A 14238-nucleotide genomic window follows, 5' to 3' on the forward strand; every position below is an offset into this window, starting at 1 on the left:
ATGCAGTATTCGAATTACCTGGGCGAGTTCCTGGCGCTGGCGACGATTCACTTTCTGGCCGTGGTCGCACCGGGGCCGGACTTCGCAGTCACCATCCGCCAGAGCGTGCGTTTCGGTCGAGGGGTGGGGATCTGTACGGCGCTCGGCATCGGCGCGGGCATTTCCGTGCATGTGCTTTACACCTTGCTCGGCGTTGGCGCATTGATGCACACCACGCCCTGGCTGTTGACGGTGGCCAAGGTCGTGGGCGGCGCCTACATCCTGTACCTCGGCGTCAGCCTGTTGCGCAGCCAACCCAAATCGGTGCTGGAGGGCGAAAAGGACGCAGACGAACCGATGGTCGAGCAAACGCTGCTGAAGGCGTTCACCACCGGGTTCCTGACGAATGCTACCAATCCCAAGGCCACGCTGTTTTTCCTGGCGATCTTCACCACCCTCATCAGCGCTACGACACCGCTCAACATTCAGGCGCTCTATGGCGTCTGGATGTGTTTCGTGAACGCGTTGTGGTTTGTGATCGTCGCGCTGTTCTTCTCCAGCAGTCGTGTGCGCGTGCTGTTCATGCGCATGGGGCACTGGTTTGAACGCACCATGGGGGTGATTTTAATTCTGTTCGCGGGCAGGTTAATTCTGTCGATGTGAATTCGCCTTAAATGCAAAAAAGGTCCGCGCTGTTTAATTGCGGACCTTTTAATGGCGTAAAACTGATGACGTGCTGTAGAGTCTCTGCTACTTCAGTTCTGGGTTTTTGTAACTCGCATTAAACTCAACATCCCGTTGCAGGCGATCAAACAGCTCAGCACGATTGCTCTGGGTGTTATTTCTCCCTAGCTCAATAGCTCCGACTATTTCCTCAGGTGAAAAATCGGTAGAAGACTGATAAAACGCCTCACCATTTCTTCCGCTAACGATAATCTCATCTAAATTAGGCATCAGCCTTTCAAACTTCCTCGCATCGACCAAACTCTTATATGCATCGTCATGATAGGCGGCGGGGGTTCTTCTTGCCCCACCTAGAGTTTCCGCTCCAACATTAATACTTTTCAATGCGGACTCGTATCTTGAGAGTATACCCAGCGTACTGGTAGCCTTATCAACAGCGAGAACTGTCAGAGAAACACGGAAATTATTTTCTTTACAAGCTTCGGCCAATTTATACATTTCCTCATCCCTGCCATTTATAGACTCCTGTATTACCATATTCAGTCGATTTTCAAACCCATGATTTCTTAGCCCATCGACCAGATAACGCGCTGTTTCCTTACATCCAGGGACGGTTCCCGGGTAGCCTTTGGAAGCCTCTTCAGTGTATCCCGGGATAAATTGTTTGAGTTCATCATAGTCAATAACCAGACAGTCGCCGTCGAGCTTGGCCGAAATATTGTTCGTTACCGTTGATTTTCCCGCCCCCATTTGACCTGTAATTATATGTACCACCGGTTCTTGCTGAGGTTTTGCATTCCCTGCAAGCTCCTTTATTACCGAAACCAATAAATTTTTATTTTCTGCATCAGTGAGCGGCTCTAGCTTCCTTGGATCCGAAGTAACTGGTATTTGCCTAAGAGCGTGAAAGCTATTACTCCTGTTCATTACACACGCAACCCTGCTTGGCAAGCCGTTCTCTGGCCCAGATTCTGTAGTAATCGACTTTGCGGCAGCGGCCGTGCTTAACAACCCAATCGAAACACCCATCACTCTCATCTCTTGTGTAGCAGTTAATTTCAGCTATGTTTAACAGCGACAACAAAATCATGTCAAGCCAACTACAGGATGCAAACAATTCCTTAAATGTCGGAAATTTTCCGCATCAAATTCCATTTCGGATTTTGGGTTTTCGATCAAATATTGATTGAAGATCATCAAGTACATTCATCAAATTTCTGTTTCTGAACTTTCCCGCACACTGCCTAAGTACGAACTTGATAACGAGCGGACCTGGTTTGGGTAAGCCTCACCGCAGGACGTCGTAACGAGGCATTAACAAAACGCAAAAAAAGGCCTGCTCAGTCCTGGCGGGCCTTTTTTTGCTGGCTCGGATACAAATCTCGCGCAAACAAAAACGCCGCTCAATGAGCGGCGTTTTTGTGAATTTGGAGCGGGAAACGAGACTCGAACTCGCGACCCCGACCTTGGCAAGGTCGTGCTCTACCAACTGAGCTATTCCCGCAAATGGCGTCCCCTAGGGGACTCGAACCCCTGTTACCGCCGTGAAAGGGCGGTGTCCTAGGCCACTAGACGAAGGGGACACGCTGCCCGGAACACATGGTGTGTGTTTCGGTGCCCAGAGCCGCATCCGAAGACTTGGTTCTGGTTTCACTCAGCCCTGCCCGAAAGCAACGCTGTTTAAAATTGGAGCGGGAAACGAGACTCGAACTCGCGACCCCGACCTTGGCAAGGTCGTGCTCTACCAACTGAGCTATTCCCGCATATTGGCGTCCCCTAGGGGACTCGAACCCCTGTTACCGCCGTGAAAGGGCGGTGTCCTAGGCCACTAGACGAAGGGGACACACGTACAACATTCACTCCCTACCGCGTTTCGCTGTGTGCTTTACGCTGTAAGTGGCGCGCATTCTATGGATGGATTGAGGGGTCGTCAACCCCCAGATATAAATTTATTTAAATCAATGACTTCGCCCTGCTTTGGGCGGTGAATACGGCTTTTTGGTCGTCCGGGGTTTGACGCCTATATTCTGACACCCGCCAAGACGTTATAGTCCACCCCACGCAGCAGATGATGGCAATGTGCACCTCACACGCTATTACTTATATAAGCAGCGTTGCGGTCGATACAGACTGAAGGATGTTCGATCCAACCCGTCGAGCGGCCCTATGCGCTCCCATGCCAAGCCACTACACTCGCACGCGAATCCCATAAAGAGGTCTTACCGGTGACACCACTCATGATCACCCTGCTAGTCGTAGCCGGGATCGCACTATTGATCGCCATTGGGTACATGAACCATGTGGTGGAAAACAATAAACTGGAAAGGGCCCGCACCAAGGTTGAACTCAACGACCGCCTGCGCCGCTGCGGCGAAATCACCGAGACCTTTCCCGGCCAGCTGATGACACCGGCTCTCAAGCTGTTGCTGACCCGCCTGGAACTGAACGTCTGCCAGCGCCTGTTGAACCTCGAAAAGTCCAGTGCCAACCTCAAGGTGCGAATCAGTGAACTGAACACCCTGGTTGCCCAGGGCGAGTCGATCCCGATCAACAACCCGCCAGCACCGATCCAGACCGAAGCCAAAGCCAAGGACGTACGCTTCCTGCTCGAAGCCCTGCACGGCCAGATCACCCGCGCCGCACAGGATGGCTTCCTGCCGACCAACGAAGCCAAACGCTGGATCCGCGAAGTTCGCCACATTCTGGTCCTGCTGCACATCGAGTTCTTCAACAACCTCGGCCAGCACTCCCTGCAACAGAACCAGCCTGGCCAGGCTCGCCTGGCATTCGAACGCGGCGTGCAATACCTGCGTAAACAGCAGGAACCTCAGGTCTACGCCGAACAGCTCGAATACCTGGAAAAACTCCTGGCCCGTGCCAACGCACAAGTCATGGACAACATTGCGCCGGTTGAAGGCGAAGTGAACCAGTTGACCGAAGGCCTCAAAGACGTCGAGGCGGATGCGGACTGGAAGAAGAAAGTGATTTACGACTGATCAGCACCGTTGAGAAGAAACCACCTGAAGAGGTGGTTTTTTTTTGCGCTGAGATTTATCTGCTAGTACATCCTGGGAAGATTGGTCTGCTGCCAGGTCGTCATCGCAGGCAAGCCAGCTCCCACAGGGGTTCCGGGTACATCCAAAAGAACAGGTCGGCTGTCGGGCCGCCATCGCTGGCAGGCCAGCTCCCACAGGGGTTCCGGATACATCCACGAGAACAGGTCGGCTGTCAGGCCGCCATCGCTGGCAGGCCAGCTCCCACAGGGGTTCCGGGTACATCCAAAAGAACGGGTCGGCTGTTGGGCCGCCATCGCTGGCAGGCCAGCTCCCACAGGGATTCCGGGTACATCCAAAAGAACAGGTCGGCTGTCGGGCCGCCATCGCTGGCAGGCCAGCTCCCACAGGGGTTCCGGGGACATCCTAAAGAACAGGTCGGCTGTCGGGCCGCCATCGCTGGCAAGCCAGCTCCCACAGGGGTTCCGGGGACATCCAAAAGAACAGGTCGGCTGTCGGGCCGCCATCGCTGGCAGGCCAGCTCCCACAGGGATTCCGGGTACATCCAAAAGAACAGGTCGGCTGTCGGGCCGCCATCGCTGGCAGGCCAGCTCCCACAGGGGTTCCGGGTACATCCAAAAGAACGGGTCGGCTGTTGGGCCGCCATCGCTGGCAGGCCAGCTCCCACAGGGATTTCGGTACATCCACGAGAACAGGTCGGCTGTCAGGCCGCCTTCGCGAGCAAGCTCGGCTCCTACAAAAGCAGATCGGCGTACACCAACCAAACCACGAGGCCGAGCGTTAGCTCGCCTTGCGCTTTTGATTTTGGTCTGCCCGCCCCTTCGGGAGGCTGAGTGGAGGTTCTGCGCAGTGGGCAACCCGGCATGGATGCCGGGTTAGCCGCCCCCGGCCATGGATGGCCGATGGCGGCGGGCCCACGGAGCAGGACCGGAGCGAGGGAACTCCGAGCCCAGGCGAGGAGCCGGACGCTGGGGCGAAGCCTTTTGCTTACTTTTCGGCGTTTGGAAAAGTGAGTCGCCGTAAGGGCGAAACCGCCAGCAGCCGTTACCGCAGAAATGGATATATACACCGACAACAAGAACCTGGTCGGCTACCAGGCCGCCAAGTTCTCAAACGTCAGAGCCTGAAATGCCCGACCATCCCCTTCAACTCAACCCCCAACTGCGCCAGCTCAATACTCGAAGCCGCATTCCCCTGCATCGCCAACGAAGACTGATCCGCACTGGCCCGAATACTCGTCACACTGCGGTTGATCTCCTCAGCCACCGAACTTTGCTCCTCCGCAGCCGCCGCGATCTGCTGGTTCATCTGCTGAATCAACGACACCGCCGCCGCAATACTGCCCAAGGCACTCTCGGTCTGTAGCGCATCACTGACCGCCAACTTCACCAACTCACCACTGCTCTGAATCTGATGCACCGACGCCTGCGCTGCCGAACGCAAGGCACTGACCAGTCGTTCGATTTCCTCGGTCGATTGCTGTGTCCGTTTCGCCAGGGCCCGCACTTCATCGGCAACCACCGCAAACCCCCTGCCCTGCTCGCCAGCGCGCGCCGCCTCGATAGCCGCGTTCAGCGCCAACAGATTGGTCTGTTCGGCCACGCTCTTGATGACGCTGAGCACCGTGCCGATATTCTGGATTTCCGCACTCAGACTTTCGATGCTCGAACTGGCCGATGACGCCGAGTCCGCCAGTTGCTCGATCCGCGCCATGCTCTGGCGCACCACCGCCTGGCCGCTTTCGACCTTGCCGTCCGCCGTCTGTGCGGCTTGGGCAGCCTCTTCCGCGTTACGCGCAACGTCGTGCACAGTAGCGGTCATCTGATTCATGGCCGTAGCGACCTGCTCGGTTTCTTCCTTCTGACTGCTGACTTCAAGGTTGGTCTGCTCAGTCACTGCCGACAGCGACTGAGCCGAACTGGCCAACTGTTCGATGCCCGCCTGCAAACCGCTGACAATACTGCTGAGCCCCGCGCCCATCTGCTGCATGGCCTGCATCAATTGGCCGATCTCATCACGACGGGTCACTTCAACCTTCGCACTCAAATCGCCCGCGGCAATCTGCTGGGCAACGCGAATCACACTGCGCAGCGGTCCGACGATCAATCGGGTAATCACCCACGCGGCGATCAGCCCGACCAGCAAGGCCAGGGCCGACGAACCGATAATCAGCAACGAGTTCTTTTTCAGCTCGGTCTGCATCGACTGGTCTTCGGCGACGTAGGCCTGGTCCACCCGCTCCACCACCTGCGCGGCGCGCTGATGCAACTGCTCGTAGACGGTTTTTTCCTGAGCCAGCAGGCCAGTGTATTCCGTCAGTTTCTCGCTGAAACCGCCGATATGCCCGACCACTTCATTGAGGACAGTCAGGTAGCCCTCATCCTTCACCGTGGTTTTCAGTTGCTCGGCCTGAGTCAGCGCCTGGTCTGCCTGCTCGATCTTGCCTTGCCCGGCGCTGTCATCCCCCTTGCGACTCTGGTCGAGGCGCACACGTGCTTCGTTCATGGCTTGCAGCATCAGCCGCGATACCTGGCTGACCTGATTGGCCTGTTCGATGAACTGGGAACCGTCCTTGCCTTCGGATTCCTTCAAGGTATAGGCGCCATCATCGGCGAGCCCGGCCTGCAGCACGTCGAGATTATTGGCCACGCTGGAGACCGACCAACTGGCCATTTCCAGCGCCAGATCCTTGGCCTGACTCAGCGAGACGAATTCGTCAAACGCTTTGCGGTAAGCCCCCAACGACTGTTCGACGTCGCTCATCACGGGAACGTTGGCCGGCGATTGCGCCTTCAGTTGATTCGCCAGGACGACCAGGCCATCGACCCCCTCGTGCAAGGCCGTGACAATTTTCGGGTTGCCGTGCAAGGCGTACTCCTGCTCGAGCAGGCGCACCTTGAGCAAGCCACTGTTGAGCGACGACATCTGTTTGAGCCCGTCGAAGCGATGGCTGATGGTTTGCAGGGACCACACGCCGATGGCCGCCACCAGGGCTGTCAACAACAGCACCAGCACAAACCCGACACCCAGTTTTTTTGCCATACCGAGGTTGGCAAAACGTCCTTGCACGGCCGAAATCATTGCACTTAGTCCCCTGACATAGTCTGTTGACGCAGATTCGCAACGGGCCTGTGTCAACACAAGTCTCTGGCGTCGGAATAATGGCAAAAAGCTACGCCAACGTCGTTTTCAGAACGCTTGAGGTCGATCCGGAGCGGTGGCCTGAAAAAACGCCCGGGCTCGCGGATCACAGGCGCAGGCCACATTGATACGCTGCCAGTCACTGGCCTCACCGGCGGGACTGAAAGCCGTCGCGGAAGACAGCAAGACGCCAAAGCGCCGTGCCTGAGTCCGCACGTGAGCGTAGTCGGACTTGCGCGATCGCGCCCAGATGAACAAACCGCCGACGGGTTTACCGAACACCTCCCACTCGGCATCTTCCAGTACCTGCAGTGCGGCCTCTCGGTCATGTCTCAGACGCTGGCGCAGCCGCAGCACCAACTTGCGATAAGCGCCGCTGGCCAGCAGGCAGGCCAGCACCGACTCGCAAAACCCTGAAGCGCTCAAACTGCTGATCCGTTTGACCTCGGCCAGTCGCGAAATAACGTCGGCACCGGCCACTACAAAGCCGACCCGCAATGAACTGCTGAGGGTTTTGGAGAAGCTGCCGACGTAGATGACGTTGTCATCGGCATCCAGCGCGGCGAGGCGCGTACCGGGACCACTGTGAAAATCCGCGTAGACGTCATCCTCAATCACCAGCACGCCATGGTTTTTGGCCAGATGCAGAATCCGCTGCGCCACCACCGGCGTCAGGTTGCTGCCCGTCGGGTTGTGATAGAAGCTGTTGATGAACAGCGCTCGGGGCTTTTTCTCAAGCAGCAGTGCCTCGAGCACCTCGATGTCGGGCCCGCGCGGGGTGCGCGGCACTTCAATCATCGAAACACCGTGCAGCCTGAGCAGCTCGAACAGCAAGGAATAACCGGGGCTTTCGACCACCACGCAATCACCCGGTTTGAGCAAGGTACGCACGATCAGGTCGAGCCCCTGACTGGCCCCTGCTGTCGTCATGATCCGGTTTTCTTCTGCATCGATATCAAGCAGGCTCAAGCGCTTGATGATGTGTTGACGCAACGCAAGCAGACCCAGCGGCGTGCTGTAGTTGAACAGGCCAGCCATGTCGGTACGGCTGACCTCCCGGATCGCGTAAGTCAGGTCATCCGTCTCGCGCCAGCTTTCGGGGAGCCCGCCACACCCCAGTTTCAGCTCGCCCGCGGCGTTGACTGGCCGTAACTCCGCGCCCTCGAACCAAGGTGAATCCGCAGCGGTCAACGTTGGGGCTGCGACTATGAATCCGGCGCCGTGACGCGACGCCAGCACCCCTTGCGCTACCAGCCGATCGCAGGCTTCAACGACGCTGGACTGGCTGAGTAAATTGGTCCGCGCGATTTGCCGTGCAGAAGGCAAACGCGTCCCCGGTACTATGTCGCTCTGATGCAGCCAGCTCGCTAGCGCGTCGACGACTTGCTGTACGACCGGCACCAAGGCCTGTCGATCGATTCTCAATTCCATGAGCAAGCAAACTCCTGTTCGTTTGACGGAATCAGTTAATCACAGGCGCGCTCGATGGGCTGTGCGACAACGCCGCCAAAACTTGCGGTTCTAACCATTTGAAACACATTGCTGAGTCTTCACGAAGCAAAAAAACCTGGCGGCCTGGGGGTCGACCGTAGCTTTTCAGACTCGGTTCTGCGGTAACGGCGATTGGGGCTGGGGGTACATATCCGTTGCTGCGGTAACGGCCGCTAATGGTTCCGCCCTTACGGCGGGTTACTTGGAAGAGCGCCAAGTAACCAAGCGCCTGCGCCCCTGACGTACGGTGCCTCGCTATGGCTCGGCATTCCCTCGCTCCGGTCCTGCTCCGTGGGCCCGCCGCCATCGGCCATCCATGGCCGGGGGCGGCTAACCCGGCATCCTTGCCGGGTTGCCCACTGCGCAGAACCTGCGCTCGGCCTTCCGACGGGGCAGATCAAGATCAACAGCCAAAGCGAGGCGGCCCGAGAGCCGACCTGTTGTCCGCCAAGGCCATCGGTGTTGAACACCCATGTCATGCCCGCCAAAAATCCCCTGTGGGAGCTAGCCTGCTAGCGATGGACGTCCGGGCACCGAAGGATGGAAGAGGAAAGGAACGGACAACCTATATCGAGAGGCTTAGTTCCGGTTCTGCGCAGTGGGCACCGCGGCAAGGATGCCGCGGTAGCCGCCCCCGGCCATGGATGGCCGATGGCGGCGGGCCCACGGAGCAGGACCGGAGCGAGGGCATGGCGAGCCTAGGCGAGCCACCGAACGAAAGGGGCAAAAGCGCTTTGGTTACTTTGGTCTGGGCCGGCATTCCGGATTTTCGAAAGTGACTCGCTGTAAAAGCGAAACCGTCAGCAGCCGTTACCGCAGCAACGGATATGCACACAAACAACTGCGGCGAATCAAAACGCCGTAACCCCCCCATCCACCGCCAGCGAATGACCCGTAGTAAACGCAGCACCATCGCTGCACAGATACAAAACGGCACTGGCAATTTCTTCAACCTTGCCGATACGACCCACCGGGTGCATGGCGTTGGCGAACTCGCCCTTCTTCGGGTCCGCTTCATAGGCGCGTCGGAACATGTCGGTGTCGATGACAGCCGGGCACACCGCATTCACGCGGATTTTTTTCTTGGCGTATTCGATCGCCGCCGATTTTGTCAGGCCGATCACCGCGTGTTTCGACGCCGCATAAATGCTCATCTTCGGCGCAGCACCGAGGCCGGCGACCGAAGCGGTGTTGACGATCGCGCCACCGCCCTGGGCCAGCAACAGCGGCAGCTGGTACTTCATGCACAGCCACACGCCTTTGACGTTAACGCCCATGATCGCGTCGAACTCGTCGACCGTGCCCTCGGCCAGTTTGCCTTTTTCAATCTCGATGCCCGCGTTGTTGAAGGCGTAATCAAGACGGCCGTAGGACTTCACCACCTCGTCCATCAGATTTTTTACATCGCTTTCCACGGTGACGTTGCAGCGCACGAAGGTCGCTTCGCCGCCTGCCGTGCGAATCAGCGCCACGGTGCCCTCGCCACCAGCCGTATCCATGTCGGCCACCACCACTTTCAACCCTTCGGCGGCGAACGCCTGGGCGGTCGCGCGACCGATACCGTTGGCGGCGCCCGTTACGACGGCGACCTGGCCGGAAAACGTCATGCTCATTGTTTTGTCCTCGAAGAGAAGAATGCGGGGGTTCGCTTGCGCCCAGTCTAGCCACAGGCGCTACCGCCACGGCAGCACTATCAAAAGCCCGGTTGAGCGCCCATGAGTTGCGGTGATAGAACGGCCGGGCCGACTATCACTGCACTGGATCAGGCTGCATTCGCCGCATCAGCCAAACTTGCGGCGGCGCCAATGAAGGTCTATCAACAAGGCTTCATTCATCTTGAGTGCCTGTCATGACTACCCAGACCAATCGCCAGTTCCTGCTCGCCAAACGTCCGGTGGGCGCGGCTACCCGCGAGACGTTCACCTATCAGGAAGTACCGGTCGGGGAACCGGCCGCGGGTCAGATCCTGGTCAAAAACGAATATTTGTCCCTCGACCCGGCCATGCGTGGCTGGATGAACGAAGGCAAGTCCTACATCCCGCCCGTTGGTATCGGCGAGGTGATGCGCGCATTGGGCGTAGGCAAAGTCGTGGCGTCGAACAATCCAGGCTTTGTGGTCGGTGACTACGTCAACGGCGCCTTGGGCGTGCAGGATTACTTCCTTGGCGAGCCGCGCGGTTTCTACAAGGTCGATCCGAAACTGGCTCCGTTGCCACGTTATCTGTCCGCGCTGGGCATGACCGGGATGACCGCCTACTTCGCCCTGCTCGATGTCGGTGCACCGAAAGAAGGTGACACTGTGGTGCTGTCCGGTGCGGCCGGGGCGGTGGGCAGCATTGCCGGGCAGATTGCCAGGATCAAAGGCTGCCGTGTGGTCGGCATCGCGGGCGGCGCGGACAAGTGCAAGTTCCTGATCGACGAACTGGGTTTTGACGGCGCCATCGATTACAAGAGCGAAGATGTCGTCGCCGGCCTCAAGCGTGAATGCCCGAAAGGCGTCGACGTTTACTTCGATAACGTCGGCGGCGACATCCTCGATGCGGTGCTGAGCCGCCTGAACATGAAGGCACGGGTGGTGATTTGCGGCGCCATCAGCCAGTACAACAACAAGGAAGCGGTCAAAGGGCCAGCCAACTACCTGTCGCTGTTGGTGAACCGCGCGCGGATGGAAGGCTTCGTGGTGATGGACTACGCCGCGCAGTTCGCCGCTGCCGGGCAGGAAATGGCCGGCTGGATGGCCAAGGGGCAGCTCAAGAGCAAGGAAGACATTGTTGAAGGACTGGAGACATTCCCGGAGACGCTGATGAAGTTGTTCAGCGGGGAGAATTTCGGGAAGTTGGTTCTGAAGGTTTAACGCACTATTTGAAATGCCCACAAAAACCAATGTGGGAGCGAGCCTGCTCGCGATTGCGGTATATCAGGCGACGTAGTTGCCGCCTGACATTCCCTCATCGCGAGCAGGCTCGCTCCCACAATGGGTTCTTCGGTGTGTGATCAGGCCAGCTCAGCCACTACCGAAGCCAACGCCTTGGCCGGATCCGCCGCCTGGCTGATCGGACGGCCAATCACCAGATAATCGGAACCGGCATCCAGCGCCTGACGCGGGGTCAGGATGCGACGCTGATCGTCCTGGGCGCTGCCCGCCGGGCGAATCCCCGGGGTCACCAGTTGCAGCGACGGGTGAGCCGATTTCAAGGCCTGGGCTTCCAGTGCCGAGCACACCAGACCGTCCATCCCGGCTTTTTCCGCGAGTGCCGCCAGGCGCAGCACCTGCTCCTGCGGTTCGATGTCCAGACCGATGCCGGCCAGGTCTTCACGCTCCATGCTGGTCAGCACGGTCACGCCGATCAGCAGCGGTTTCGGGCCGGTGCGCTGGTCGAGCACTTCACGGCAAGCCGCCATCATGCGCAGACCGCCGGAGCAGTGCACGTTAACCATCCACACGCCCATTTCCGCTGCAGCCTTTACCGCCATGGCGGTGGTGTTCGGGATGTCGTGGAACTTGAGGTCCAGGAACACTTCGAAACCCTTGTCGCGCAAGGTGCCGACGATTTCCGCGGCGCAGCTGGTGAACAGTTCCTTGCCGACTTTGACCCGGCACAGTTTCGGGTCCAACTGGTCGGCCAGCTTCAGTGCGGCGTCACGGGTGGGGAAATCCAGGGCGACGATGATAGGAGTCTGGCAGACGGACATGTGCGGGCTCTCAGGCAGGACGAAATCGGCGCGCATTGTAGCGGAACCTGCGCGGCTGCGGGACCCGATGATCGGTAATTCGTCGTCGGCGCTCAGCCAAGACTAGCCCTTTCGCCGATTGTGTCGAGACCGATACACACACGACACGCCTGCAACACCCTTGCCCGCTACTCTCGGCAGCCGCAACACGTCCTTACAGCACTTCCCGCCTCCGGGCCGGACGCCTATGCTGAAGCCACAACCTCGCAGCCTATCTTTGTGGTTGGCAGCCTACCTGGCAGATGAACGCACGCATGCACAGCACCCAAGCCCCCTTGAACGACGATCAAAAAGTGCCCGGCGACGACAAGCGCTGGAGCATTCGCGCGCTCATCGTCGACGATGATGTCCCGATCCGCGAGCTGATGATCGATTACCTGGCCCGGTTCAACATCCACGCCAGCGGCGTCACCGATGGCGCCGCCATGCGTCTGGCGCTGCAAGCCGAGCATTTCGACGTGGTGGTGCTTGACCTGATGCTACCCGGTGAAGACGGTCTGTCGCTATGCCGCTGGCTGCGCGCCGAATCGGACATTCCGATCCTGATGCTCACCGCGCGCTGCGAACCCACCGACCGGATCATCGGCCTGGAACTGGGCGCCGACGACTACATGGCCAAGCCGTTCGAACCGCGAGAACTGGTCGCGCGGATTCAGACCATTCTGCGGCGGGTGCGCGACGACCGCACCGAACAGCGTGCGAACATTCGCTTCGACAGCTGGCGTCTGAACAGCGTGCTGCGCCAATTGATCGCGTCAGATGGCTTGGTGGTTCCGCTGTCCAACGCCGAATTCCGCTTGCTGTGGGTGTTCATCGAACGTCCGCGCCGAGTGCTCAGCCGCGAACAATTGCTGGATGCGGCGCGCGGTCGCTCGATCGAAGCCTTTGATCGCAGCATCGATTTGCTGGTCTCGCGTCTGCGCCAGAAACTCGGTGACGACCCGAAAGCCCCGCAGTTGATCAAGACGGTTCGCGGTGAGGGTTACCTGTTCGACGCCCGAGACATCGGCTGATGCGTGCGCGCTTCGATACGCTGTTCGGCCGCCTGTTTGGCGTGCTGCTGGTGGCGATCATCCTGGCGCATCTGCTCGCGTTTGCCTGGTTTCATCATTACGGTCCACCTCCCCCGCCTCCGCCGCCCGAGTTCTTCCAGGGTCTGGAAGGGCAACGTCCGCCGATGGACCCGCGGTTCGAAAACCGGCCACCACGGCCCTGGTTCGGTGGGCCGTTGGTGCCGCTGACGTTCCAGTTGATCTCACTGATCATCGCAGCCTGGTACGGCGCAAAACTGCTGAGCCGGCCGATCCAGCGCTTGAGTGACGCCGCCGAGCGCCTGAGCGAAAACCTCGACAGCCCACCGCTGGACGAGTCCGGCCCACGGGAAGCCCGGCAAGCGGCCTACACCTTCAACTTGATGCAAAAGCGCATCATCGAACAAATGCAGCAGCGTTCGCGGATGCTCGGCGCGGTCTCCCACGACCTGCGCACGCCGTTGTCCCGGCTCAAGCTGCGGCTGGAGCAGATCGACGACAACAAGCTGCAAGGTCAGATGCGCCAGGATCTGGACGACATGATCAGCATGCTCGACGCCACCCTCACCTACCTGCACGAGCAGCGCACCAGCGAGGCCCCGCAATGGATGGACGTGCAAGCGCTGGTCGAATCCTTGAGTGAAAATGCCCAGGACCAGGGTTCTGATGTCCAGGCCACCGGCCACTGCGCACCGTTGCAGGTTCAGCCGATGGCGCTGCGTTCATGCATCAACAACTTGCTGGATAACGCCCTGCGCTATGCCGGACAGGCGCAGATCGCGCTTGAAGACAATCGCGAACACCTGGTGATTCGGGTGATCGACCACGGACCGGGGATTGCGGCGGATAAACGCGAAGTCGTGTTTGAACCTTTCTTTCGTCTGGAAGGTTCGCGCAATCGCAACTCCGGCGGTGTCGGGTTGGGTATGACCATTGCCCGTGAAGCGGCTGAACGGTTGGGGGGACAATTGAATCTGGAAGAGACGCCCGGTGGTGGTTTGACCGCCGTCATCTGGTTGCCCCGCACCTGAGCCCCACACAAGTCCCCTGTAGGAGCAAAGCTTGCTCGCGAAAGCGGTAAGTCAGCCAGAGTTGATATTGAATGTGACGACCTCTTCGCGGGCAAGTCGGACCGGCGCGCCGCCCGCTCCTACATTAGCGGCATG

The 14238-nt window shown here is 58.9% G+C and carries 10 protein-coding genes, 4 tRNA genes and 1 pseudogene; 5 read left to right on the forward strand and 10 right to left on the reverse strand.

Annotated features, from left to right (window positions below; all coding sequences use genetic code 11):
- Positions 1 to 642, forward strand: a complete 642-nt coding sequence (locus tag KJF94_RS19020) for a LysE family translocator (protein ID WP_214377879.1) — start codon at positions 1 to 3, stop codon at positions 640 to 642.
- A gap of 87 nt (positions 643 to 729) precedes the next feature.
- Here the strand turns inward: KJF94_RS19020 and KJF94_RS19025 are convergent, their stop codons facing one another.
- The 5 genes from KJF94_RS19025 to KJF94_RS19045 form a co-directional block, all read right to left on the reverse strand.
- Positions 730 to 1692, reverse strand: a complete 963-nt coding sequence (locus tag KJF94_RS19025; protein WP_214377881.1) for a zeta toxin family protein — start codon at positions 1690 to 1692, stop codon at positions 730 to 732.
- A 399-nt stretch (positions 1693 to 2091) separates the two neighbouring features.
- A tRNA-Gly gene (locus tag KJF94_RS19030) sits at positions 2092 to 2167 on the reverse strand.
- 3 nt (positions 2168 to 2170) lie between these two features.
- Positions 2171 to 2246: transfer RNA gene (locus KJF94_RS19035), tRNA-Glu, on the reverse strand.
- A gap of 104 nt (positions 2247 to 2350) precedes the next feature.
- Positions 2351 to 2426: transfer RNA gene (locus KJF94_RS19040), tRNA-Gly, on the reverse strand.
- 4 nt (positions 2427 to 2430) lie between these two features.
- Positions 2431 to 2506, reverse strand: a tRNA-Glu gene (locus KJF94_RS19045).
- A gap of 394 nt (positions 2507 to 2900) precedes the next feature.
- On the opposite strand from KJF94_RS19045, the gene KJF94_RS19050 reads away from it, so the two are divergent.
- Positions 2901 to 3659, forward strand: a complete 759-nt coding sequence (locus tag KJF94_RS19050; RefSeq protein WP_214377883.1) for a hypothetical protein — start codon at positions 2901 to 2903, stop codon at positions 3657 to 3659.
- A gap of 1134 nt (positions 3660 to 4793) precedes the next feature.
- Here the strand turns inward: KJF94_RS19050 and KJF94_RS30625 are convergent.
- The 4 genes and pseudogenes from KJF94_RS30625 to KJF94_RS19065 form a co-directional block, all read right to left on the reverse strand.
- Positions 4794 to 5675 carry a methyl-accepting chemotaxis protein gene (locus tag KJF94_RS30625; protein WP_431768161.1) on the reverse strand — a complete coding sequence of 294 codons (882 nt, stop codon included), beginning with the start codon at positions 5673 to 5675 and terminating at the stop codon, positions 4794 to 4796.
- A gap of 27 nt (positions 5676 to 5702) precedes the next feature.
- Positions 5703 to 6758, reverse strand: a pseudogene (locus KJF94_RS30630) (methyl-accepting chemotaxis protein); the annotation flags it as partial.
- Between the two features lie 108 nt (positions 6759 to 6866).
- On the reverse strand, positions 6867 to 8249 hold the full coding sequence (locus tag KJF94_RS19060; protein WP_214377887.1) for an aminotransferase-like domain-containing protein: 1383 nt from the start codon (positions 8247 to 8249) through the stop codon (positions 6867 to 6869).
- A gap of 911 nt (positions 8250 to 9160) precedes the next feature.
- Positions 9161 to 9922, reverse strand: a complete 762-nt coding sequence (locus KJF94_RS19065) for an SDR family oxidoreductase (RefSeq protein WP_214377889.1) — start codon at positions 9920 to 9922, stop codon at positions 9161 to 9163.
- Positions 9923 to 10158: 236 nt separating this feature from the next.
- Between KJF94_RS19065 and KJF94_RS19070 the strand changes: the two genes are divergently transcribed.
- Positions 10159 to 11163 carry an NADP-dependent oxidoreductase gene (locus KJF94_RS19070; protein WP_214377891.1) on the forward strand — a complete coding sequence of 335 codons (1005 nt, stop codon included), beginning with the start codon at positions 10159 to 10161 and terminating at the stop codon, positions 11161 to 11163.
- A gap of 140 nt (positions 11164 to 11303) precedes the next feature.
- Here the strand turns inward: KJF94_RS19070 and pyrF are convergent, their stop codons facing one another.
- Entirely contained in the window at positions 11304 to 12002 is a 699-nt protein-coding gene (gene pyrF / locus KJF94_RS19075) for an orotidine-5'-phosphate decarboxylase (protein ID WP_214384908.1), read from the reverse strand.
- A gap of 293 nt (positions 12003 to 12295) precedes the next feature.
- Between pyrF and KJF94_RS19080 the strand changes: the two genes are divergently transcribed.
- Both KJF94_RS19080 and KJF94_RS19085 read left to right on the forward strand, forming a co-directional pair.
- A complete protein-coding gene (locus tag KJF94_RS19080) occupies positions 12296 to 13054 on the forward strand; it encodes a response regulator (protein WP_214377893.1) in 759 nt (252 codons plus the stop codon).
- On the forward strand, positions 13054 to 14103 hold the full coding sequence (locus KJF94_RS19085) for a sensor histidine kinase (protein WP_214377895.1): 1050 nt from the start codon (positions 13054 to 13056) through the stop codon (positions 14101 to 14103). Before KJF94_RS19080 ends, KJF94_RS19085 begins: the two co-directional genes overlap by 1 nt.
- Positions 14104 to 14238: the final 135 nt, after the last annotated feature.

This window comes from Pseudomonas hormoni (assembly GCF_018502625.1).
Lineage (GTDB): Bacteria > Pseudomonadota > Gammaproteobacteria > Pseudomonadales > Pseudomonadaceae > Aquipseudomonas > Aquipseudomonas hormoni.

What these genes read in the sequence shown, in the direction of transcription:
- KJF94_RS19020 (WP_214377879.1), top strand. Translation starts at nt 1, where the DNA reads ATGCAGTATTCGAATTACCTGGGCGAGTTCCTGGCGCTGGCGACGATT.
- KJF94_RS19025 (WP_214377881.1), bottom strand. Translation starts at nt 1,692, where the DNA reads ATGGGTGTTTCGATTGGGTTGTTAAGCACGGCCGCTGCCGCAAAGTCG.
- KJF94_RS19050 (WP_214377883.1), top strand. Translation starts at nt 2,901, where the DNA reads ATGATCACCCTGCTAGTCGTAGCCGGGATCGCACTATTGATCGCCATT.
- KJF94_RS30625 (WP_431768161.1), bottom strand. Translation starts at nt 5,675, where the DNA reads ATGCAGGCCATGCAGCAGATGGGCGCGGGGCTCAGCAGTATTGTCAGC.
- KJF94_RS19060 (WP_214377887.1), bottom strand. Translation starts at nt 8,249, where the DNA reads ATGGAATTGAGAATCGATCGACAGGCCTTGGTGCCGGTCGTACAGCAA.
- KJF94_RS19065 (WP_214377889.1), bottom strand. Translation starts at nt 9,922, where the DNA reads ATGAGCATGACGTTTTCCGGCCAGGTCGCCGTCGTAACGGGCGCCGCC.
- KJF94_RS19070 (WP_214377891.1), top strand. Translation starts at nt 10,159, where the DNA reads ATGACTACCCAGACCAATCGCCAGTTCCTGCTCGCCAAACGTCCGGTG.
- pyrF (WP_214384908.1), bottom strand. Translation starts at nt 12,002, where the DNA reads ATGTCCGTCTGCCAGACTCCTATCATCGTCGCCCTGGATTTCCCCACC.
- KJF94_RS19080 (WP_214377893.1), top strand. Translation starts at nt 12,296, where the DNA reads ATGCACAGCACCCAAGCCCCCTTGAACGACGATCAAAAAGTGCCCGGC.
- KJF94_RS19085 (WP_214377895.1), top strand. Translation starts at nt 13,054, where the DNA reads ATGCGTGCGCGCTTCGATACGCTGTTCGGCCGCCTGTTTGGCGTGCTG.